We start from the raw sequence: 22,588 nt of genomic DNA, 5'->3' as shown, positions 1-22,588 counted from the left end.
AAGAGGAAAATTCCTCGGGCGCCGAGAAGCCTCGCGAAAGCGGCGGCTTCTTTGGCGTTTCTAATGGGTGCTTTTCTGGGCCCGGAATTTTCCTCTTTCGCCGCCATTACCAACACCGCAACGGCAGTCGGATCAGGGCCCAGCGGGCCGCTGAATTCGGCACCAGTGACGGCTGCTGTGCCGGTGGCAGGCGGTTCACCTGCGCTTACGCTTTCGGTGGTGACAACCGCCATGACCGACAACAACGGCAACGGCCAATACGATGCCGGCGACACGATCAACTACGCCTACACCATCACCAATACGGGCAATGTGACGCTAAATCATATCACCATTACCGACACCGGCGTTACCGTCACAGGTGGGCCAATTGCCAGCCTGGCCCCCGGCCAGTCCGACGCCGTGACCTTTGCCGGCGCGCACAGTGTAGGCTTGCTGGATATCCTGGCCGGCAGCTATCACGATGCTGCAGTTGCTGCAGGCATGTCGGCCAGTGGCGGCGCCCAGGTTTCGGCCAATGGCTCGGTGACGACTGCACTGCACTACACGTCTGGCCTGTCGCTCACGGTAGCGGGCGCGTTCACCACGGCGCATCCGAAAGCCGGGGATATCGTAAACTACACATACACGGTCAAGAATACCGGCCTTTCGCTGCTCACGAATATCGTGCTCAATGATCCGCTGTTTGCCTTTAACGACGCACGCGGCAATGACCGGATGATTGCGTTGCTGGACGGGGCATCAAATCCAGCCGCACCGGAATTCGCTACGGCCAGCCTGGGTGGCAAGCAGCATCGCTATGGCGTGGTGGAAAGTGCGCACCGCCGCCTTGCCGCGAAGCGTGGCATGACGGGGCTGGTTGCTCCGGAGTTCAATACCGTGCGGCAATTGGTGCGCATGTCGGGCAAGACCGGCCCTGTGGAAGCCGGCGAGAAGATCGGCTTCCTGTTCAACCTGACCAATGCGGGCGACGCGCCCTTGACTGGCATTCGCATCGACCAGCCCGATAGTTTCGCTTTCGGCAGCGCCGTGAGCCTCCTCAATCCTAACGAGACTGATGCCGCCAGCATCATCTTCACGAGAGACCTGACGGCGGAAGAACTTGCCGCTGGCGAAGTGAAATCCAATGCCTATGTGACCTGGCATGTGCGCGGACACGAAAGCTTGCTGGCACTGCAACAGGGCCTGCCACTGTCCGGCATCAAGACCTATGATGATTTCAAAACGGCCTCGCTGTTTCCGATCACCATTCCGCTGCTAAACCCGGGTCAGTCGCAAGACACGCTGGTGCCTTACACGCTGACCCAGCATGACATGGATGCGGGCACGACCTCGACCACGGCCACAGCAACAGCGCTTGACCTTGCAAGCTTGACGCTGAGCCAGAGCGGCAGCACTAGCCTGCCGCTGACCCAAGACCCGGCCATCGGCATGGTGAAAACCGGCACGATCACTCCGACAGACGGTGTGAGCGCCAAGCCCGGTGACAAGATCAGTTATCATCTCGCCATCACCAATACCGGCAATGTAACGCTGACCAACGTGCTGGCCACCGACACCGGAGCCGTTGTTTCAGGCACCCCGATTGCCTCGCTGGCCCCGGGCGTGACCAACAACAGCAGTTTCACTGCGCAATACACGCTGACCCAGGCCGACATTGACCATGGCTTGTACCAGAACCAGGCCAAGGCGCAGGGCACATCGCCGGCGGCGGTTGATGTGACTGCAGATTCCGATAATGCCGATCCGGCCCAGCACCGGCCTACAGTGACCCCCATCACACCAGTTCCCGTGATTGGCCTGCTGAAGCAGGTGACGGGCGTGACCGATACCAACCACAACGGCTTCAACGATGTGGGCGACGTGATCGGTTACAAGTTCACCATCTACAATCTTGGCAATGTGACGCTGAGCGACATCAACATCACCGACACGCCCGGTGGTGGTGCACTTGTGGTGATCGCCGGCAACCCGCTGGCCAGCCTCGCGCCCGGCGCCACCAGCACCGCCATTTCCGGCAGCTATGCGATCACCCAGGCCGATGTAGATGCAGGCCATGTCGACAACACCGCCACCGTCACCGGCACGGCACCGGATGGCACCAAAGTTTCGCATGACTCGGATCCCGGCGTGCCCACCCAAAGTGCACCCACGGTGTTGACCATCACGCAGCAGCCGCAAGTGGCGCTGTACAAAAAGCAGGCCAGTGTTGAAGACAAGAACAGCGATGGCATCGTGGATGCCGGAGACGTAATTCATTACAGCTTTATCGTGCAGAACACCGGCAATGTGGCGCTGGCCAATGTGATCATCACCGATCAGCTGGCGGGTGCAACAGTGACCGGCAGCGCCATCACACTGGCGCCGGGTGCCACGGATGCAACCAGCTTCACGGCCGCCTACACGATCAGTGCGGCCGACGAGCAGGCGGCCATTGTGCATAACCGCGCCAAGGTGGACGCCGTGCAGCAGGGCACGAGCACGGCGGTGAGTGCTGTTTCGAAGAGCGGCGATCTCACCACATCGGCTGATACGACGACGGATACGGTGGTTTCGCCCACACCTGCGATCGGCCTGTTGCTGCAAACGCCGTCCTATGCCGATACCAACAGCAACGGTCTGGCCGATGCCGGGGATACGCTGACCTATAATATCCAGGTCAAGAATCTGAGCAGCGTTGCCTTCAACAGCATCGTGCTGACCGACAATGCCGCGGGCCTGAGCTTAACGGGCAGCTTGACGGGAACGTTGTTGCCGGGTGCGGTTGACACCACGACCTTCAACGCCAGTCACGCGCTGACTGCGGCGGACATGACAGCCGGACGTTACGATGCCCAAAGCAAGGTGACCGCCGCGCTGGCATCGGGCGCGGGCACCCAGATCAGTGCGCTTTCAGACCTGTCTGATTTCGCCCAGCACCGCATCACGCCCTATGTGATTGCGGCCAATCCACAAGTGGCGCTGTACAAGAAGCAAACCAGCTTCGATGACACCAACGGCGATGGCGTAATCAGCGCAGGCGATGTGCTGCATTACAGCTTCATCGCGCAGAACACTGGCAATGTAGCGCTGGATCATATCAGCCTTACCGATGCGATGGCAGGCGTGACTGTTGCGGGCAATACGAATTCTGTGGCGCTTGCTCCCGGTGCGAATGACGCCAGCACCTTCACCGCAACCTATACGGTCACATCAGCCGATGCGGCGGCGGGTGCTGTTCATAACCGTGCCCGCATTAATGCCACACAGGTGGGCATCGCCACCGCTGTGACAGCACAGTCGCTGAGTGGTGACCTCGTTTCGTCCACCAACACGACAACTGACACTGTGATCGTGGCAGCACCCACCATTGCGGCCCTGCTGCTGGCACCCAGCTACGCTGACAGCAATGGCGACGGGGTGGTCAATGCCGGAGACACGCTGACCTATCAGGTGCAGGTGAAGAATACCGGCGTGGTTGCGCTTGGCACGATCACGCTGGCCGACAATATTGCGGGCCTAACCTTCAATGGCAGCTATAGCGGTAGCCTTGCGGCAGGCGCGACGGATACGGCCACCTTCACCGCCACGCATGTGATCGCTGCCGCTGATCTGACCGCCGGTCATTATGATGCGCAGGCGAAAGTGTCGGGAACCGCCGGCAGCCTGGTGGTCAGCGGGCTTTCGGATCTGTCGGACTTTGCCCAGGCGCGCGTGACGCCCTATGCGATCACCGCCAAAGCGCAAATTGCCCTGTACAAGAAGCAAGCCAGTTTTGATGACGCGAACAGCGATGGCGTGGTTGATGCCGGTGACGTTATTCACTACAGCTTCATCGTCAAGAATTCCGGCAACGTGCCGCTTGATAATATTACGCTGAGCGATACGCTTTCCGGCGTCACTCTCACTGGCAACGGCAATAGCGTGGTGCTGGCACCTGCCGCCACCGACGGCACCATCTTCACCGGCACCTATACTGTGACCGCCGCTGACGAGCAGGCGGGCATCGTGCAGAACCGCGCGCATGTCATTGCCGCACAAGCCGGCTCGGCGATCACCGCCTCTGCCGCCTCGCGCAGCGGCGATCCGGCCTCCTCGACTGATGCCACAACTGATACCGTGATTGCATCTGCCCCCGCTTTGTCCGCCCTGCTGCCCGCACCCAGTTATGCCGATACCAACGGCGATAATGTTGTCAATGCGGGTGACACCTTGACCTATCAGGTGCAGATCAAGAATACCGGCATCGCGGCGCTTAATGCCATCACTCTGACGGATAGCAGCGGCGGCTTGACCATCACTGGCAGCTTCAGTGGCGCGCTCGCACCCGGCGCAACCGACACGACCTCTTTCACTGCGCGCCATGTGATCACCCTGGCTGATCTGGTGTCGGGCCATTACGATGCACAGATCAAGGTGGCAGGTTCAACCGGCGGCCAGCCAGCCACCGCCCTCACTGACGTGCTGGATTTTGCGCAGCACCGCATCACGCCTTATCTGATTGCTCCGATGCCGCAGATCGCAGCCTTGCAGCAGTTCGATCATTTCGAAGATGCAGCCGGTGCGGTGGTGCCTGCTGCCGTCTCGGATGGCTATGCGGTTTACAGGATCACGGTGCACAATACCGGCAATGTGGCTTTTGACACGGTGAACCTTGCCCTCAATGGCAGCTTCAGCGGCACGGTGATCGGCTCAGCCATACTGGCCCTTCCGGCGGGTGCGGTGAATGACACGCAATTCAAGTTGCGCCACAAGATCATGAATGCCGAAATTCTGGCGGGCCAGATTGACAGCCAGGTGCTGGTGACGGGCAACAACACCGCCGATGGCGTCTCTGCGACGGACGCGACCGATCCTGCCGCCTTCTCGGCCAATGCCGTGACTATCGTGCCAGTGGCCGTTGATCCCGGCATTGGTCTCGTCAAGACTTTCACGGTTGAGGATGTGAACGGCAACAAGGTCAATGATGCGGGCGACATCATCCACTACGCCTTCAATGTCGTGAATACCGGCAACATTGACCTTACCAATGTGAAACTGATTGATGCGGGTGCCGCGCAGCCTTCGCCTGCGCCGGAGATCACAGCACTTGCCGCCGGTGCCAGCGATACGACAAGCCTCACCGCAAGCCACGTCATCATGGCGACGGATGTTGCAGCTGGAAATTATACGAACCAGGCCAAAGTGTCGGCGCGCTATGACGCGACCCAGCCTGATATTACTGCGCTGTCCGACAATGCCAGCATTGACGCCAGTTCAAAACGTGCCACGGTCACGCCGCTTGAACTGTCCAAGGCCAGCTTCACCAAGACGGCGGCGCGGTCGCAAGTGAAGCGCGGCGAGCCTGTTGTTTACACGATTTCTGCCGCCAGCCTGTTGGGCGATGCCTATCAGATTGCCGACATCATGCCGCCGGGCTTTGCCTATGTGACCGGTTCCGCCAAGGTGAATGGCGTGGCGGTGAAGCCGTTGGTGAAGGGCCAGGTATTGACCTTCAACAGCCTGGTGCCGCAAGCCGGCAAAATCAGCGTGGTGCTGACGCTGAATGCTTCATCCACCTCAAGTGCCGGCAAGTTCGTCAACAATGCCAAGCTGGTGGACCAGAGCAACAATGCCCTGATTGCCAGCGCGCAGGCCGTGGTCGAAGTGATGCCCGATGCCAGCTTTGATTGCTCCGACATTATTGGCCGGGTGTTTGATGACTTGAACGGCGATGGCTACCAGCAGGATGGTGAGCCGGGCCTTCCCGCCGTGCGCGTGGCCACCGTCAATGGCCTGCTCATCACCACCGATGCACAGGGGCGCTTCCATGTGCCATGTGCTGCCATCCCGGATGCGGCGATTGGTTCCAACTTCGTGATGAAGCTCGATCCGCGCAGCTTGCCTGCTGGTTACAATATAACGACAGAAAATCCGCGCGATGTGCGGCTCACCCGCGGCAAGGCCACCGAGCTGAATTTCGGTGCGGGCCGCCTGCATCAGGTGAAGCTTGATTTCTCTGGTCAGGCCTTTGTGGATGGCACGGCCAATCTCACCCCGCGCTGGACCGGCGGCATCGGCAAGCTTGTTGGCGTGCTGAAGAGCCGCCGCTCGGATCTGATTCTGGTCTATCACCAGGGCAAGGAATCGGGCGAACTGGCGCAGTCGCGTGTCGATGCGGTGATGGCGCGGGTGCGGCAGGCGTGGAGCAACAGCGGCAATGCCTATCCGCTGGGCATCAAGTTTGACATGGAGGGTGCGCAATGACCCTTCATCTGAAGCGCAGTGTTGCCATGCTGGTTTTGCTGGGCGCGCTGGGTTTTGCTAGCCCGGCTATGGCCAACAAGGACACGCCCTTCTCGATCAGTGTCGATGGAGAAAAGCTGGATGCGAGTGCGCCCATTGCCGTGGACGCGCCGGTTGATGCGCCCATTCCGGGTGATGTGGATATCCAGGTGAAGTTCGATGGGCTGGGGGTGAAACCGCAGCTCAATGTTTCGACCTTCCCAATTCAGGTCAATTTCCGCTCCGGCGAAAAGCTCCGCTTCCTCGCCACCTGCAATTATGCGGCCTGGATCAAGCGGGCTGAAGTACGGGTGTTTGACCGGACGGCGGGCGGCAGCATCACGCCGATTGCCGTGTTGCCGATTGAGCCGCTGGGCGGCGCTGAATGGCTGATGCCGGAGAACGCGCCACAAGAAATGGATTACGTGTTGCGCGTCTATGATGAGCATGGCCGCTTTGATGAAACCAAAGCCCTACCATTGAAGCATTCAGCGACAGCTTTGCCGTTGCATCCGGGCGCGGATGAGGCTGTAGCACCCGGCTATGGCGAAGACCGCGCCGCCATTCGCAACATTCAGGTGTTTGGCGGGGCTGTCACGGTTTACGGCAAGAACATCCCGAAGGGCCATGATGTGCGGGTGATGGGCGAACCTGTGCCGGTGGATGGCAGCGACGGCTTTGTGACCCAGCGGCTGTTGCCGCCTGGTCAACATTCAGTGGCCATCTCCGTGCTGCAGGATGGCAAGGGCTTGAACTTCACGCGGGACATTGTTGTGCCCGCCAATGAATGGTTCTCGGTGGGCCTGGCCGATCTCACCATCGGGCACAATTTCGGCAATGGCATCGTCGAGCATACGGGTGTGGATGAATATCCCGGCACATGGACGCGTGGCCATGCGGCCTTCTATCTGAAGGGCAAAATCAAGGGTAAATATATCCTCACAGCGGCGGCTGACACGGGCGAGGACACGCTGCAGAATATGTTCAGTGGCATGGCGGGGAAAGATCCGCGCGCCATGCTGAAGCGCATCAGCCCCAATGACTATTACCCGGTTTATGGCGATGACTCGACGGCCATTGATGATGCGCCGACCAGTGGCAAGGTCTATGTGCGGCTCGAACAAGGGCCAAGCTCGGTCACCTGGGGTAATTTCAAATCCAATATCACCGGCACGAGATTCCTCGCTTCGCAGCGCGCGCTGTATGGCGCCAGTGGGGTTTACCGTTCTGAATCCACCACGCAGGACGGCGAGGCAAAGCGCGCCGTCGATGCTTATGCCGCCCAACCCGGGACGGTACCCAACACCGAAGTGTTCCGCGGCACCGGCGGCTCGGCCTATTTCCTGATCCACCAAGACATCACCATCGGGTCTGAAATCATCAGTGTGGAAGCGCGAAATCCGGTGACTGGGTTTGTCGCTTCGACCACGCAGCTGCAGCCGGGTGCTGATTACCGCTTTGATCCGGTCAATGGCATTCTGATCCTGAATGCGCCGCTGCCATCAGATTCAGGCGGCAAGCAGAATTTCCTCATCGTGCATTATGCCTATCAGCCCATCGCGTCGGATGGTGATGCCTATGCCTATGGCGGCCGGGCTGAAACCTGGCTGGGCAATCATCTGCGCTTGGGCGTTTCGGCCTTGCGCGAAAAAGTGCAGACGGCGGATCAGACCGCAGGCAGTGCCGATCTCCGCCTGCAGACTTCGAAAGAAACCTATATCGAGTTGGAAGTGGCGCATTCCGAAGGGCCGGGCTTTGGCTCCGCCTATTCAGTCGATGGCGGCCTCACCTCGCAAACCAGCGCCGGGGCCGGAACATCGGGCATTCCGGCCAATGCTTGGCGGGTGGAGAGTGGCGCATCGCTGGACGAGGCCACGCATGGCCGCGTGCAGGGCAGCTTGCATGGTGCCTATGAACATGACGATGCCGGCTTCTCCACGCCGCAAATGAATGCCACGACTGAGAAAACCAAATGGGGTGTTTCCGGCGATGCCAAGCTGCCGGGCGACAGCCAGGCCAAGGGTGAATTCAGTGAGAACAATGCACTCGGCCAATCGCTGACGCGGTCAGGCAAAGGCAGTGTGCTGGTGCCGGTGGGGCGTGGCTGGTCGGTGGAGCCTTACGGCAAATATACCGAACAGACCGGCACCTCCGTGGCCAGCACACAAAATGGAGCGCGCGGTGACGCCGGCGCGCGGCTGATCCATGATTTCGACAAGGACCATCAAGTCTATGTGTTTGGCCAGGGCACGTTTGCCCTGCGTGGCAGCATGCTGGATGACAATCGCGGCGGCATCGGCGCATTGGCGAAAATCACCGATCGCATTACCGCGTCGGGCGAAATCTCCGGTGGCAACCAGGGGCCGGATGCGACAGCCTCGCTGAATTACGCGCCAACCGCCGATGACAGCTATTCACTGGGCTATCGCCGCGATGCCTTCCGCAGTTCATCGCCAGGCCAACCCTATTCACTGAGTGGGGATGATTATGGCACCGTGACCTTGGGTGCTCATCACCGGTTCAATGAGCAATGGTCGGCGTTCAACGAAAACAATTTTGACCTGTTCGGCAACCGCCGGGCGATCACCAATGCCTATGGCATAAGCTACACGCCCGCACCGGCTTGGAGCATCGACATCGCGGCACAAACAGGCCGCGTGTTTGATAATACGCTCAACAGCACCACTCTGTTGAAGAATCCGGATATCTACCGCGATGCTGGCTCGCTTGGTGTTTCCTATCACGACAAGAACGGGCTGGACGGCAAGGCCAAGGGCGAAGTGCGCTGGGATTATGCCGATGATGGTTCCAGTGAGATCATGTCCTATCTCCTGCAGCTGGGCGTTGGCGCCAAGATGTCGGAAGACTGGCGCGCCTTGGCCAATCTGGATGTGGTGATTTCCGATGCGTCTGCCGATACCAAGAGCTCGGCCTATATCAACGGCGTGGGCGGCATTGCCTACCGTCCGGCAAAGAATGACCGGGTGAATGCCTTGGTCAAATATAATTACGTCTACGACAATCCGGGTGACGGCCAGTCCACCTCTGATGGCACCACCACCAGCCCGTCGCAGATTTCCCACATTGTCTCTGGCGATGTCACTTACAATGTCACTGAAAAGCTCGGTATTGGCGGCAAATATGGCGTGCGCCTGGGCAAGATCAAAGACCGCATCAGCAGTGCCACCTGGACGGATTCCGCCGCGCATCTCGGCATTGTGCGCCTCGACTATCACATCGTGAAGGAATGGGACGCAATGCTGGAAGGCCGCGTGCTGTGGTCGCCCACCAATGAGAGCAAGGACTTTGGCATGGTGGCTGCGGTTTACCGGCAGTTCGGCGAGAATTTCAAATTCGGTGTGGGCTATAATTTTGGCGATTTCAGCGATGACCTGAGCCACATCGCCCATGACAATCACGGCGTGTTTGTCAACCTGATCGGGAAATTCTAGAGCGCATTGAATCTGCGCACCGGGCGCGTTAATGCTGGTCTATGCTCACCCCCGCCCAAGCCCCCGCCATCGAAGACCTGTACCGTATTTACAAGAAGCGGGTGCCACGCGTTTTCCATGATTATTGCGAGACGGGCTCGTACACCACGAGCACCTTCATTGAGAACACCAAGGCTTTCCAGAACTATCATTTGCGCCAGCGGGTGGCGGTGAATATTGATAACCGCTCTACTGAATCCACCATGCTGGGCGAAAAAGTTGCGATGCCAGTGGCGCTGGCGCCGATTGGTTCGGCGGGCATGAACCATGCCGATGGTGAAATCCTCGCCTGCCGCGCGGCTCAGAAATTCGGTGTGCCCTATACGCTCTCCACCATGAGTGTGTGCTCGATCGAGGAAGTGGCAGCGCATGTTGAAAGGCCCTTCTGGTTCCAGCTCTATGTGATGCGCGACCGGGATTTCACCCGCCGCATGATCGCGCGCGCCAAGGCGGCGAAATGCTCAGCCTTGGTGCTGACGCTTGATCTGCAGGTGCTGGGCCAGCGCCATCTGGATTTGAAGAATGGCATGTCGTCGCCACCCAAAATGACGCTAGCCAATATCGCCAACATGATGACCAAGCCGCGCTGGGCGCTGGGCATGCTGGGCACCAAGAACCGGACGTTTGGCAATATTCAGGGCCATGTTGCTGGCGTGGTGAATATGGAGGAACTGGCCGAATGGACCAATCACCAGTTTGACCAGACGCTGGATTGGTCTTCGATTGATTTCATCCGCAAGGAATGGGGCGGCAAGCTGATCCTCAAGGGTATCAACGATGTCGAGGATGCCAAGATCGCTGCCAAGAAGGGCGCTGATGCGATCATCGTTTCCAATCATGGTGGGCGTCAGCTGGATGGCGCGCCGGCCACCATCAACATGCTGGGGCCGATTGTGGACGCCGTGGGCAAGAATGCAGATGTGTGGATTGATAGCGGCATCCGCACCGGCATTGATGTGATGCGCGCGCTGGCGCTGGGCGCCAAGGGCACGATGGTGGGGCGCGCCTATGTTTACGGGCTGGGTGCTGCCGGTGAAGCGGGCGTGACTCGCGCGCTGGAAATTCTGCGGTCGGAACTCGATATTACCATGGCCCTGTGCGGTGAACGGTTGATCAAGAATATCGGCCGGCACAATCTTCTCGATGCCCCTGCAAAATCGCGTTGATCCCTGGGGTGAGCTTCACGCTGTAGCCGCGCGCGGCACGATGATGGGCAATCGCGGCGGCAAGTTCCACCGCCATGATCAGACCTTAGGCAAAAGGCGCTGGGCCAGCCAGCACTGGATCTGTTGCGAACTGCATTACAAGAACGCCCATCACGAGGCGATGGGGCAGGGATATACGTCGCTTTTTTTTCTGGACGAGGTCACGGCGCTGGCCGCCGGGCACAGGCCATGTTTTTATTGCAGACGGCAAGACGCGAAGGATTTTCTGGGCGGTGAAAAGGTCGAAAGCTTTGACCGCCGCGTGCATGTGGAACGCACAGAGCCCTCATCCGGCCTTCGGCCACCTTCTCCCATCCTTCGGACAGGAGAAGTCGAATGTGGGGAAGCTTTCAATCTGTCGCCTTCGCCCGTCGCGCAGCGATGGGAGAAGGTGCCGAAGGCGGATGAGGGCTCTTTGCCGGATGGCTGCATGCTTGAAATTGATGGCGAGGCTTACGCGGTGAAATCCGGCCAGCTTCTGCATTGGACCTTCACCGGTTATTACTCACCCGTGCCCATGCAGAGCGCATCTCGCCTCCTCACGCCACCGTCGATCATTGCAATTTTGGCCAGAGGCTATAAACCGCGCTGGCATCCATCTGCGCAACAATGGGATAAATCATGAAGCTTCTGCGTTACGGCCCGAAGGGCAAGGAAAAGCCTGGCATTCTCGATCAGCATGGCCATATCCGCAGCCTGCACAAGGTGATCAAGGATCTCGATGGCGATGCCGTTTCGCCCGCTGGCCTCGCCAAGCTTAAGAAGCTCGATATCGCCAAGCTGCCGAAGGTGCCGGGCAAGCCGCGCATCGGTGCCTGCATTGCCAATCCGCAGAAATTCGTTGCCATCGGCCTCAACTATTCCGACCATGCGGCCGAGAGCGGCCTGAAGGTTCCGCCGGAGCCAGTGGTGTTCACTAAGCACACATCGTGCCTATCCGGCCCCAATGACGTGGTGACCATTCCGCCGCGCTCGCAGAAGTCGGATTGGGAAGTGGAACTGGGCGTCATCATCGGGCGCAAGGCCAAGAACATCACCGAGAAAGACGCGATGAAGCATGTGGCCGGCTATTGCGTGGTCAATGATCTTTCCGAGCGTGAGTTCCAGATCGAACGTTCCGGTCAGTGGACCAAGGGTAAGTGCTATGACACGTTCGGCCCCGTCGGCCCGTGGCTGGTGACCAAGGACGAGGTGAAGGACCCGCAGGATCTGCATCTCTGGCTGGAGCTGAACGGCAAGCGCGTGCAGGACGGCTCGACCAAGACGATGGTTTATGGCGTGGCCTTCATCGTGGCTTACCTGTCGGAATTCTTCACCCTGATGCCGGGCGACATCATCACCACCGGCACCCCGCCCGGCGTGGGCATGGGCATGAAGCCGCCGCAATATTTGAAGCCCGGCGACAAGATGGTTATCGGCATCGACGGCCTGGGCATCCAGCGCCAGGTGGTGAAGCGGGACAAGTAGTTTCAGCCAGCGCGCTCGCCGGTGAGTGCCATCGCTTCCGCCGCGGTGAAACGCGGCGTGATATGTTGTGGGCAGTTCCAGTCAAATCCTTCCATCGTGATAATGATTCCGCGCTGGACGCGGGCCTTGTAGCCATCGATGGCGAGCTTCGCCATTGTAGCTGTGTCACTTTCGTTGACCACGCGCGCATGACCGAGAATTTTCAGGCGTGTGCGATGGGGGTAATCCATCAGGAAGAGTGAGACACGGTCATCGCCCGCCAGATTGCCGGTGCTGATGAATTGGCGATTGCCGGAATAGTCGGCAAAGCCGATTTCAGTTTCGCTGAGAACTCGCAGGAATCCGGCCGGTCCGCCACGGTGCTGGATGTATGGCCAGCCGTTTTCGCTCACTGTGGCCATGTAGAAACTGTCACGCGCGGCGATGAAGGCGGCTTCGGCAGGGCCAATCCTGTCGATCGTTTCTGGCCCGCTTTCAAATCTGGCATAGGCTTTGCGGCTGCCGTCACGCTCCTGCAGGTCACGAACCGGGGCTGTGAAGGCGATCTTGCTGAAACCACGGGGCATGTTACACTCCTAATAACCGAACGATCGGTAAAATACTCGTGACAACACGATTGTCAAGTTGTATTTGACTGATCGTTCTGAAATGGGGTGATCCCGATTGGATAGGAGTGATCAGATGGCGCGTCCCTCGTTGGTTAGCGATGCCGATCTTGTCGAAAGACTGGCGGATGTTTTCAAGGCGGAAGGGTTTGAAGGCTCTTCGCTGGCTGAGCTGAGCCGGGCCAGCGGGTTGCAGCGGGCCAGCCTTTACCATCGGTTTCCAGGCGGCAAGGAACAGATGGCGGAAGAGGTGCTTCGGGTGACGCAAGCGGTCATGCAGGCCCACGTGATCGACATGCTGGGGCAGGACACATCCCCGCAGGAACGGGTGAAAGAACTCGTCCGGCAGTTGGATGCATTCTACAATGGTGGGCGAAAGAACTGCCTGCTGAACAAGCTTGTTTCGAATGCGCCGGGCGAGGCGCGACACAACCGGCAGATTGCCGAGATGACCCGAGGCCTGCTCGCGGCGCTGGCAAAATTTGCTGAGGGTGCCGGTGCCAGAAAAGATGTGGCCGCCAGCCGGGCCGAACGTGCGATGACCCTGCTTGAGGGCAGCCTTGTTCTGTGCCGCAGCCTTGGCACCACGGCGCCGTTCCAGAATATGTTGCGGCAGCTGCCGGGCGAATTGCTAGGACAGCAGGAAAGCTGAATTCCTTTGGTATTGAGCGTGGCGGATTGATCGACTACAAGCCGCCCCATGAGCGACAAAGCCAAAACATCCCGCCCCAAGGCCCGCGTGGCCAAGGGCTTCCGTGACATTGACGCCGATGAAATCCGCGGCGTGCGTGCCATGCTGGCGACGATCCAGCGGGTCTATGAATCCTATGGCTTTGAGCCGGTCGAGCAGCCCTTCATTGAATATACTGATGCGCTGGGTAAGTTCCTGCCGGACCAAGACCGGCCGAATGCCGGCGTGTTTTCCTTCCAGGACGATGACGAGCAGTGGCTTTCCCTGCGTTATGATCTGACCGCCCCCTTGGCACGTTATGTAGCAGAGAACCATTTGAAGCTGCCCACGCCTTTCCGGAGCTACCGGCAGGGCTGGGTGTTTCGAAACGAAAAGCCGGGACCGGGGCGTTTCCGTCAGTTCATGCAGTTTGATGCCGATACGGTAGGCTCAAGTTCGCCCGCAGCAGACGCCGAAGTCTGCATGATGGCGGCCGATACGATGGAAGCGCTGGGCATCGCGCGCGGGTCCTATGTGCTCAAGGCCAACAGCCGCAAGATTCTCGATGGCGCACTTCAGGCCATCGGCCTTGGCGGTGATGAAAATGCTGCGCGGCGCCTCACAGTGCTGCGCGCCATGGACAAGCTCGACAAGCTTGGCCTGGTGGGCGTGAAGCTGCTTCTCGGTGCAGGCCGCAAGGACGAGAGCGGTGATTTCACCAAGGGTGCCGAGCTCAATGATGAGCAGGCCGCGCAAGTGATGGTTCTGCTGGAAAACCCGTTCGACGCGTTGCGCAGTAGTGATAAAGCCGCAGCATTTCGCGCCAACGAAATTTTCGCGTCGGGTTTGAACGAGCTGTCTGCGATGCAGGTGATTTTTGATGCGGCAGGTTATGGTGCCGACCGTGTGAAGGTTGATCCTTCCGTGGTGCGCGGGCTCGAGTACTACACCGGTGCGGTCTTCGAATGCGAACTCCTGATGGAGACCAAGGACGAAGACGGCAATACCGTGCGCTTTGGTTCCGTCGGTGGCGGCGGGCGCTATGATGATCTTGTCGCGCGTTTCACTGGGCAACAGACTCCAGCTACTGGCTTTTCAATTGGCGTGTCGCGTCTTTATTCGGCGCTGAAGCTGGTCGGCAAGGCCGCCACGCAGGATACGCTTGCCCCGGTCATCGTGACCGTGATGGATAAAGACCGGCAGGGCGATTACTGGAAATTCGTGCAGCTTCTGCGCACCGCTGGTATCCGCGCCGAGATGTTCATCGGCACCGGGAACATGGGCAAGCAGATGAAATATGCCGACAAGCGCGGAGCACCTTTGGTTGTCATTCAAGGCGGTGACGAAAAGGCCAAGGGCGAAGTACAGATCAAGGATTTGCGTTTGGGTGCGGAATTGGCCGCCAATATAACCAGCCATGAAGAATATGCCAGCCAGCGCTTGGCGCAGGTTTCCGTGCCGGAAGCGCAGATGGTCGAACAAGTAAAGAAGATGCTGGGCTGATATGGCAGGCCGCACGTCGCAGCAGCGCGAGGCGCTGTCCAAGCAGAACACGGCCATCATGGCGGTGCTGGAACGTGCGGGCTTTGAACAGATTGCGCCCGACATCATTCAGCCGGCCGATATTTTTCTGGAACGTTCGGGCGAAGACATTCGCGCCCGCACCTTTGTGTTCAGCGATCCCGATGGCAATGAACTTTGCCTGCGGCCTGATCTCACCGTGCCGGCCTGCCGCTTTCATTTGAGCCATGCGCCCGCACCTGAAAAAGAAGCACGCTATTCTTATCTCGGCCCGGCTTTTCGTTTTCCTGATGAGCGGCTCAGCCCACAGGAATTCACCCAGGCAGGCCTCGAATGGTTTGGCGCGGGCAATGCTGTCGCTGCCGAAGCGCGCATGTTGAAACTGGCGATCTCGGCGCTGGAGGCGGCTGGCCTTTCCAATCTCAAGGTCACGATTGGCGATGTGGGCCTGTTTGCGGCCTTGCTGGCCGATACGCCGATGCCGGATCGTTGGCGCCGCCGGTTGAAGCACCAGTTCTGGCGGCCATCCGCGTTCCGGACTCTGCTACAATCTTTCACCGATGGCGGCACCAAGGCGCGCAGCAGTATTTCCGCAATCATCGACACGATCGGCACGCAGTCGGCATCAGTGGCTTCACGAGTCTGGCTGGAAAAAAATGATTTGCCGCAACAGGGCGCGCGCGCCTTAAGCGACGTGGCCGCACGCCTTGCGGAAAAATTGGCCGACAGGTCGGAAGCGCCGCTTCCGGCCAAGGCGGTGACGGCGCTTGAATCCTATCTGGCGCTGGAAGGCGGAGCAGAAGACATCGCTGCCAAGTTGGGCAACGTTCCGGGTGCAGAAAATTTCGCGGCGGCCGCTGCCTCTTTCAGCCAGCGCCTCGCCGCGCTGGAAGAGCAGGGGCTCAATCCCAAGCGCTTTCATTTCTCAGCGAATTTCGGCCGCGAGATTGAATACTATACTGGCTTTGTGTTCCAGGTGGAAGCCGGTGGCATCGCCATTGCCGGTGGCGGCCGTTACGATGACATGCTGTCTGACCTTGGCGCATCCACACGCATCCCCGCCTTAGGCTTTGCCATTCACACTGAGCGGGTGCAGGCGGTGTTGGCATGAAAACGCTCACCCTGGGTCTGCCTTCCAAGGGCCGCCTGATGGAACAGGCGCAAGCGCTAATCGAAGAGGCCGGGTTCAAGATCGAGCGCATCGGGTCTGATCGCGGCTACCGCGGCATTCTTTCCGGCCTGCCGGATGTGGAAGTGGCCTTCCTGTCGGCATCCGACATTGCCAGCGCGCTCAAATCCGGCGAGATCGATGCCGGCATTACAGGTGAAGACCTGTTGCGCGAGAAAATCGCACCGGATGCGCAAGTGGCCGATGCCGTTTTGCGGCTCGGTTTTGGGTCCGCCAATGTGGTCGTCGCGGTTCCGGATTTCTGGCTGGATGTGGCCCATATGGCTGATCTTGATGAAGTGGCGCAGCAGTTTTATGCCAGCCAGGGCAGAAGGCTCCGGGTCGCTACCAAGTATCTCAATCTCACTCGCCGTTTCTTCGCAAAAGCGGGGGTCACCGGATACCGTATCGTCGAAAGCTTAGGAGCCACCGAGGGTGCGCCAGCAGCAGGCAGCGCAGAGCTGATTGTGGATATTACCACCAGTGGAGCCACGCTTTCCGCCAACCATCTCAAGATTCTGGATGATGGAGTTATTTTGCAATCCTGTGCCGTGCTGGCGGTTAGAAAATCGGCGGAATCCGACCCGCGCTTCCAGGATTTCAACAAATTGCTCGCTCGAAAACTGCATCACTAAAGCGCTTTGGCTTTCTGCCTTTGCGTAACTGGTGAACACGGATTGCATTGGGTTATTTTTTCTGTCAGGTTGCGATCAATTAATAAATCGGAACTTGACGTCGGCTTGACTTGTTAGACCCATGTCAGCTTTGCTGAGGTATCGCCCCCGGTCCCGGCACGGTTTGACAAGGATTTAGTGTCGCCGCGTTCAAGAGGAGGCCTGCGGGAAACCGCGGGCCTCTTTTTTTGAATCGACATGTCCGCCACATTTTCGCTCATCCCTGTTGTCATCGAATATTTGACCTGCCGCGCACTTGGCCTTTTGATGGTCCACATTGATTCGAGGAGCTCTTCATGAAATTTTCCGCCGCACTTTTCGGGCTTGCCATCGGCCTCGCCTCGTCCTCCGCCATGGCTGCCAGTTGTGGAAATACCGCGCAGGGTTTTGATGGCTTTCTGGCGCAGGTGAAGAAGGAAGCGGCAGCCAAGGGCATTTCGCCCACCGCGATGGCGGTGCTGAGTGCCGCGAAGTATGACCCCGGCATCATCAAGCGTGACCGGGCGCAGAATGTATTCGCCACCAGCTTCTTGCAGTTTGCTGGCAAGATGGCCACCGATGGCCGCGTCACCAAGGGCCGCGCGCTGATTGCCAAGAACAAGGCCACCTTTGATGCCGTGCAACAGCAATTCGGCGTGCCTGCGCCGGTGATCACCGCCTTCTGGGCTTTGGAAACCGATTTCGGCGGCTTCATGGGCTCTTCGCCTACGGTGCAGTCGCTGGTGACTTTGGCGTGGGATTGCCGCCGCCCGGAAAAATTCCGCCCGCAGATCATTCCGTCTCTGCATCTGATCGACAAGGGCTGGCTGTCGCCGGAAGAAATGCAAGGCGCCTGGGCCGGTGAAATCGGCCAGACGCAATTCATGGCCTATGATTATGATACGAGTGGCGTTGATTTTGACGGTGACGGCAAAGTGAACCTGCGCGATTCCGTGCCGGATGTGATCGCCTCCACCGCCAATCTTCTGAAAAAGAGCGGCTGGGCTGCGGGCCAGCCCTGGCTGCAGGAAGTGAAGATCACCGCTGATCTGCCCTGGGATCAGGCCGATCTTGCCATTACCCACAGCCGCGCCGAATGGGCCAAGTGGGGCATTGCCACGCGCGATGGTCAGCCGATCAAGGCTGATAAAATGCCGGCCGCTCTGTTGTTGCCGATGGGCAAGGATGGCCCGGCGTTCCTCGCCTATCCGAATTTCCTGAAAGCCTATCTGAAGTGGAATGAGAGCCTGATCTATTCCACCACTGCGGCCTATCTCGCCACGCGTATTGCTGGCGCTCCGCCAGTTTCTGCGGGGCGCGCACCGGTGACGCCACCGACTTATGAGCAAGTTGTGGCGTTGCAGAACTATCTTGATGGCCATGGCTATGATGTGGGCAAAGCCGATGGCAAGATCGGTGCTGGCACACGCGCTGCGGTGAAGGCCGAGCAATTGAAAATGGGCTGGCCGGCGGATAGCTATCCGACGCCCGCCTTCATTGCGAAGCTGATGGGGCAATAGTTGCCGCCGCATTCCTCTTGCCGCTGCCAGCAGGGAGCGGTGTGAGCCTTCTTCTGTTCAAGCTGATCGTGCCGCCGGTGCTGATCGTGATTGCCAGCCTGGCCGGGCGGCGCTGGGGCGATGCGGTTGGCGGCTGGTTTGTGGGCCTGCCGCTCACGTCGGGGCCGGTCGCGATCTTCCTCGCCATCCAGCATGGGGCTGATTTTGCGGCTGTGGCCAGCAATGGTTCGTTGATCGGCACAGCGGGGCAGGCCTGGTTCGGCCTGGCTTACGCTTTGGTGGCGCAGTTGGGCTGGGGTGTTGCGCTGTTTGCAGGCTCCGTGGCCTATGCGATCTGGGCGCTGTTGATGACCTTCGCGCCCTTCTCACATCTGGGATATTTCGCCATTGCGCTTGCCACGCTCACCGTAGTGGCGCGGTTCATTCCGCACCGGAGTGTAGAGCGTAGCAGCCTGCCGCCGCCCTGGTGGGATTTGCCAGCGCGCATGATCATCGTGATTGTGCAGGTTTTGTCATTGACGGCGTCGGCGCAATTCACCGGAGCCAAGCTGACTGGCGCGCTGGCAAGTTTTCCGGTTTTTGGCGCGATCCTGACGGTATTCGCGCATCGATTGCAGGGCGATGAAATGGCCCGGCAGGTTTTGCGCGGGCTGGTGTTGGCGCTTTATGGCTTTGCCACTTTCTTCTTCATCACGGGATTGGCTCTGCCCAAACTTGGAATCGTGTTGGCGTTTTCATTAGCCATCGCCGCCACGCTAGTCGTGCAGGGCGTGGCGCTGAAATTTATTCGTGCCTGAGGGCTTCAATCGGATCTAGGCTGGCGGCGCGGCGCGCGGGGAAATAGCCGAAGACCAAGCCGATCAATCCTGAAAATCCAAACGACAGCGCGATGATGCCGGGCACGATGACGAAGGGCACCGACAGCGCCATGCTGCCGATGAAGGCGATGCTCAAGCCCAGTGTGATGCCGAGAAGTCCACCCAGCAGACACAGCACCACGGCTTCGACCAGGAACTGCGTCAGCACCTGATTGGCGAGTGCGCCGATGGCCAGGCGGATGCCGATCTCGCGTGTGCGCTCGGTCACCGAAACCAGCATGATATTCATGATGCCGATACCGCCGACCACGAGACTGACGGCCGCTACGGCCGCAAGCAGCCCGGTCATCACTGTGGTGGTGGAAGTGAGCATGGCGGAGAGCGTGGACATGTCGCGCACGCTGAAATCATCTTCCCCGCTGTCGCCGATGCGGCGGCTTTCGTGCAAAATCGCAGTCATACTATCGACCACGGCGGCAATGTCTTCCTGCGTGCTGGCGGAGACAGCGATGTTAGCGATGCGCGTATTGCCGGCTAGTTTGCGCTGGAAGGCGCGCAGCGGCATGACCACTGTATTGTCCTGATCGCTGCCGAAGGCCGATTGGCCCTTGGATTCGAGAACGCCGCTCACGGTGCAAGTGAAATTGCCCAGGCGCAGTGCCTTGCCGATTGGGCTTTGGCCGTCGAACAAATCGGTCTTCAAGGTTTGCCCGATCACGCAGACGCTGGTGCCGGCTCTCGTGTCATTGTCGGTGAAGGATGTGCCTTCGGAAAAGCCCCAATCCTGCACCGTAAAGTAATCCGGCTCTGCCCCCGTCACCGTGGTGGTTTCGGAATTCACGCCATAGACGGCCTTGGTGGATTTTGTGCTGGTCGGCGAAAGGCCGCGAATGTTTTTCAACCCATTGCGCAGCGCCTCCACATCACGCACCGCGAAACTGCGCGCTTCATTGCCGGTGGGCGGGCCCGGCTGTTGCGAGCCCGGCCTGGCGATCACGATGTTAGTGCCCAGCGAAGACAGATCAGCCGTCACCTTGGCTTGCGTGCCTTGGCCTATCGTGACGAGGGCAATCACGGCTGCCACACCGATCACGATGCCGAGCAGTGTGAGCACTGAACGCATGATGTTGCGGCTGATGGTGCGGATCGCCAGTTTTACGGATTCAAGGATCATCGCATCCATCAGGCCACATGCTCCTGCGCGATATGGCCGTCGGCGAAATGGATCTGGCGCGATGCATAGGCCGCCATGTCAGGCTCATGCGTCACCATGATGATGGTGATGCCCTGTTCCTGGTTCAGTTTTTGCAGCAGCTTCATGATGTCATGGCTGCGGGCGCTGTCGAGATTGCCGGTGGGTTCATCGGCCAGCAGAACCTGCGGGTCGCTCACAATGGCACGCGCAATCGCCACGCGCTGCTGCTGCCCGCCAGACAGTGCTGAAGGCACATGATCTTCGCGCCCGCCGAGGCCCACGCGTTCCAGCGCAATGGCTGCCTTTTCTTCGCGCTCAGCCTTGGGCGTGCCGCGATAGGTGAGCGGCAGTTCCACATTTTCGAGCGCCGTGGTGCGGGCCAGAAGGTTGAAGCCCTGAAACACAAAGCCCAGATAGTTGCGCCGGAACAGCGCGCGGCCCGTATTGTCGAGGCCGGTGATATCGACGCCCTGAAATTGATATGAGCCGGTGGTTGGCCGGTCGAGGCAGCCCAGCACGTTCATCGCGGTGGATTTGCCGGAGCCGGATGGCCCCATCACCGCGAGGAATTCGCCCTGCGCGATATCAAGATCAATGCCCGCGAGTGCGCGCACTTCACTCTCGCCTTCACCGTAAACACGGGTGACGCGGCGCAGGGAAATCAGCGGCTGCTTCTTCACTTTCGGTATCACGAGGCGCCAGCTTGTTTCTGCGCGGTGACGACCAAGTCGCCTTCCTTCAAGCCCTCGCCCTTGACGATGGTGACCTTGCCGTCGCTCGCGCCGAGTTCGACGGGAACAGCCACCGGCTTGCCATCCCGCAACACATAGATCTTGCGGCCCGTGTCAGAGGCAGTAACTTTCTTCGCCGCATTGTCGCGCGGCGGGCGCGGCATGATCAGGCTGGTGATCGAGAAGTTGCGGGTGCGTGTGGCCACGGGTGGCTTGTAACGCAAGGCTTCATTGGGCACCGCGAGCGCCTGCGGATAAGATGCCACGGTGACATAGGCGGTGGCCGTCATGCCGGGGCGCAAAGCGAGGTCGGGGTTGGCGGCAGACAGAACCGAAGTGTAAGTCACCACGCCATCCACCGTCAGCGGCGAAAACGAAATGCGCTGGATCTGCGCGGGGAATTGCCGGTCGCGGTAAGCATCTACAGTGAAAGAAGCATCCTGGCCTTCTTTCACCTGGCCCATATCGGCTTCATCGATATTGGCGTTGAGTTCGAGTTCCTTCAGGTCACCCGCGATCTGGAACAGCACGGGGGCTGACAGCGAGGACGCTACGGTGTTGCCGGGCTCCACGCTGCGTTTCAGCACGATGCCGTCAATGGGTGCAGTGATCACGCTATTGGCGAGGTCCGTATCAATGGTGGCGAGATCAGCCTTGGCGGAAATCACTTGCGCTTCTGCTGATTGCACGGCGGCTTCGGCACGGTCCACGCTGGCTGCAGCACTGTCCAGTGTCTGGGTTGCGGCGTTGCCGGTTTTGGCCAGAGCTTTCTGGCGCTCAAGAATCTGGGATTGTTCAGACAGCGTGGATTTTGCTGTGGCAGTCGCGGCTTCAGCCACCGCCAATTTGGCGGCGCTGCCGGCGCGCTGCGTATTCAGGCGCGTCTGATCAAGCATGGCCAGAACATCACCCTTTTTGACCTGGGCATTTTCTTGCACGCGCACTTCGCTTACCACGCCGGAAAGCTGGCTGGAAATATCAACCTCGGTGACGGGTGCGATTGTGCCGGTGGCGGCGACCTTCACGGTCACATCGGTGCGGGTGATCGGCGTCGTGTCATAAGTGATCGCTGCGGTGGATGCATTGTGGCGCTGCCACAGGAAATAGCCACCCGCGGCCAGCGCAAGCACCAGTAGCATCCACAGCCAGCGCTTGCGCCGGGCAGAGGATTTGCGCCGTGCCGAAAGGCCCAGGGCTTCTTCGATATCCCCTTTGGCGGGGAGGGTGGTCGGGGTCATGAGGTTACAATCATTTCATTAAGTGACGTAGCGTCACGTCAAATCCGTTGCCGCATATGGGAA

General features: G+C 59.4%; 15 protein-coding genes. 11 read left to right on the top strand and 4 right to left on the bottom strand.

The features are described from left to right. The first annotated feature begins 63 nt into the window (after positions 1-63). Genes F8B91_RS14180 through F8B91_RS14160 form a run of 5 tightly spaced genes read left to right on the top strand, consistent with a single transcriptional unit; the run spans position 64 to position 12,406 of the window. Entirely contained in the window at positions 64-6,225 is a 6,162-nt protein-coding gene (locus F8B91_RS14180) for a beta strand repeat-containing protein (RefSeq protein WP_196504501.1), read from the top strand. After that, positions 6,222-9,695, top strand: coding sequence for an autotransporter outer membrane beta-barrel domain-containing protein (locus tag F8B91_RS14175; protein ID WP_196504500.1), 3,474 nt, complete (start codon positions 6,222-6,224; stop codon positions 9,693-9,695). The genes F8B91_RS14180 and F8B91_RS14175 overlap by 4 nt, the downstream gene beginning before the upstream one ends. Before the next feature lie 41 nt (positions 9,696-9,736). Beyond that, positions 9,737-10,900: an alpha-hydroxy acid oxidase gene (locus F8B91_RS14170; protein ID WP_196504499.1), complete on the top strand. Its 1,164-nt coding sequence runs from the start codon at positions 9,737-9,739 to the stop codon at positions 10,898-10,900. Further along, the gene (locus F8B91_RS14165) at positions 10,878-11,564 is read left to right on the top strand and encodes a hypothetical protein (protein WP_196504498.1); all 687 of its coding nucleotides are present in this window, start codon (positions 10,878-10,880) and stop codon (positions 11,562-11,564) included. Before F8B91_RS14170 ends, F8B91_RS14165 begins: the two co-directional genes overlap by 23 nt. Then, positions 11,561-12,406 (top strand): fumarylacetoacetate hydrolase family protein, encoded by an 846-nt coding sequence (locus F8B91_RS14160; protein WP_196504497.1) that lies wholly within the window; start codon positions 11,561-11,563, stop codon positions 12,404-12,406. The genes F8B91_RS14165 and F8B91_RS14160 overlap by 4 nt, the downstream gene beginning before the upstream one ends. Before the next feature lie 2 nt (positions 12,407-12,408). On the opposite strand, the gene F8B91_RS14155 is transcribed toward F8B91_RS14160, so the two are convergent. Then, positions 12,409-12,972, bottom strand: a complete 564-nt coding sequence (locus tag F8B91_RS14155) for a pyridoxamine 5'-phosphate oxidase family protein (protein WP_196504496.1) — start codon at positions 12,970-12,972, stop codon at positions 12,409-12,411. A gap of 115 nt (positions 12,973-13,087) precedes the next feature. Here F8B91_RS14155 and F8B91_RS14150 point away from each other — a divergent pair, with 115 nt between their 5' ends. The 6 genes from F8B91_RS14150 to F8B91_RS14125 all read left to right on the top strand — a co-directional run bounded on the left by F8B91_RS14150 (position 13,088) and on the right by F8B91_RS14125 (position 19,340). Further along, positions 13,088-13,663, top strand: a complete 576-nt coding sequence (locus tag F8B91_RS14150; RefSeq protein WP_196504495.1) for a TetR/AcrR family transcriptional regulator — start codon at positions 13,088-13,090, stop codon at positions 13,661-13,663. Between the two features lie 48 nt (positions 13,664-13,711). Then, a complete protein-coding gene (hisS, locus tag F8B91_RS14145) occupies positions 13,712-15,184 on the top strand; it encodes a histidine--tRNA ligase (protein WP_196504494.1) in 1,473 nt (490 codons plus the stop codon). Between the two features lies 1 nt (position 15,185). Continuing rightward, complete coding sequence (locus F8B91_RS14140) at positions 15,186-16,313, top strand: ATP phosphoribosyltransferase regulatory subunit (protein ID WP_196504493.1); 1,128 nt, start codon at positions 15,186-15,188, stop codon at positions 16,311-16,313. After that, positions 16,310-17,005 (top strand): ATP phosphoribosyltransferase, encoded by a 696-nt coding sequence (gene hisG, locus F8B91_RS14135; RefSeq protein WP_196504492.1) that lies wholly within the window; start codon positions 16,310-16,312, stop codon positions 17,003-17,005. Before F8B91_RS14140 ends, hisG begins: the two co-directional genes overlap by 4 nt. Positions 17,006-17,340: 335 nt before the next feature. Beyond that, entirely contained in the window at positions 17,341-18,543 is a 1,203-nt protein-coding gene (locus F8B91_RS14130; protein WP_196504491.1) for a lytic murein transglycosylase, read from the top strand. Between the two features lie 41 nt (positions 18,544-18,584). Beyond that, on the top strand, positions 18,585-19,340 hold the full coding sequence (locus tag F8B91_RS14125) for a hypothetical protein (RefSeq protein ID WP_196504490.1): 756 nt from the start codon (positions 18,585-18,587) through the stop codon (positions 19,338-19,340). On the opposite strand, the gene F8B91_RS14120 is transcribed toward F8B91_RS14125, so the two are convergent. From F8B91_RS14120 to F8B91_RS14110, 3 genes are read right to left on the bottom strand one after another with little or no spacing between them, the layout of a single operon-like run. Then, entirely contained in the window at positions 19,327-20,535 is a 1,209-nt protein-coding gene (locus tag F8B91_RS14120) for an ABC transporter permease (protein ID WP_196504992.1), read from the bottom strand. The two genes, F8B91_RS14125 and F8B91_RS14120, sit on opposite strands and share 14 nt — an antisense overlap. 8 nt (positions 20,536-20,543) lie before the next feature. After that, on the bottom strand, positions 20,544-21,236 hold the full coding sequence (locus tag F8B91_RS14115) for an ATP-binding cassette domain-containing protein (protein ID WP_196504489.1): 693 nt from the start codon (positions 21,234-21,236) through the stop codon (positions 20,544-20,546). Between the two features lie 8 nt (positions 21,237-21,244). Further along, positions 21,245-22,525, bottom strand: a complete 1,281-nt coding sequence (locus F8B91_RS14110; protein WP_196504488.1) for an efflux RND transporter periplasmic adaptor subunit — start codon at positions 22,523-22,525, stop codon at positions 21,245-21,247. Positions 22,526-22,588 lie beyond the last annotated feature (63 nt).

It is taken from the genome of Aestuariivirga litoralis (assembly GCF_015714715.1).
Classification (GTDB): domain Bacteria; phylum Pseudomonadota; class Alphaproteobacteria; order Rhizobiales; family Aestuariivirgaceae; genus Aestuariivirga; species Aestuariivirga litoralis_A.
This window is presented reverse-complemented; position numbering and strand designations above follow the sequence as displayed.

Bases quoted from the DNA above. Each gene is read 5' to 3' on its own strand.
- F8B91_RS14155 (WP_196504496.1), bottom strand. From the start codon at position 12,972: ATGCCCCGTGGTTTCAGCAAGATCGCCTTCACAGCCCCGGTTCGTGAC.
- F8B91_RS14140 (WP_196504493.1), top strand. From the start codon at position 15,186: ATGGCAGGCCGCACGTCGCAGCAGCGCGAGGCGCTGTCCAAGCAGAAC.
- F8B91_RS14110 (WP_196504488.1), bottom strand. From the start codon at position 22,525: ATGACCCCGACCACCCTCCCCGCCAAAGGGGATATCGAAGAAGCCCTG.
- F8B91_RS14170 (WP_196504499.1), top strand. From the start codon at position 9,737: ATGCTCACCCCCGCCCAAGCCCCCGCCATCGAAGACCTGTACCGTATT.
- hisG (WP_196504492.1), top strand. From the start codon at position 16,310: ATGAAAACGCTCACCCTGGGTCTGCCTTCCAAGGGCCGCCTGATGGAA.
- F8B91_RS14160 (WP_196504497.1), top strand. From the start codon at position 11,561: ATGAAGCTTCTGCGTTACGGCCCGAAGGGCAAGGAAAAGCCTGGCATT.
- F8B91_RS14175 (WP_196504500.1), top strand. From the start codon at position 6,222: ATGACCCTTCATCTGAAGCGCAGTGTTGCCATGCTGGTTTTGCTGGGC.
- F8B91_RS14130 (WP_196504491.1), top strand. From the start codon at position 17,341: ATGAAATTTTCCGCCGCACTTTTCGGGCTTGCCATCGGCCTCGCCTCG.
- hisS (WP_196504494.1), top strand. From the start codon at position 13,712: ATGAGCGACAAAGCCAAAACATCCCGCCCCAAGGCCCGCGTGGCCAAG.
- F8B91_RS14180 (WP_196504501.1), top strand. From the start codon at position 64: ATGGGTGCTTTTCTGGGCCCGGAATTTTCCTCTTTCGCCGCCATTACC.
- F8B91_RS14120 (WP_196504992.1), bottom strand. From the start codon at position 20,535: ATGATCCTTGAATCCGTAAAACTGGCGATCCGCACCATCAGCCGCAAC.
- F8B91_RS14165 (WP_196504498.1), top strand. From the start codon at position 10,878: ATGCCCCTGCAAAATCGCGTTGATCCCTGGGGTGAGCTTCACGCTGTA.
- F8B91_RS14150 (WP_196504495.1), top strand. From the start codon at position 13,088: ATGGCGCGTCCCTCGTTGGTTAGCGATGCCGATCTTGTCGAAAGACTG.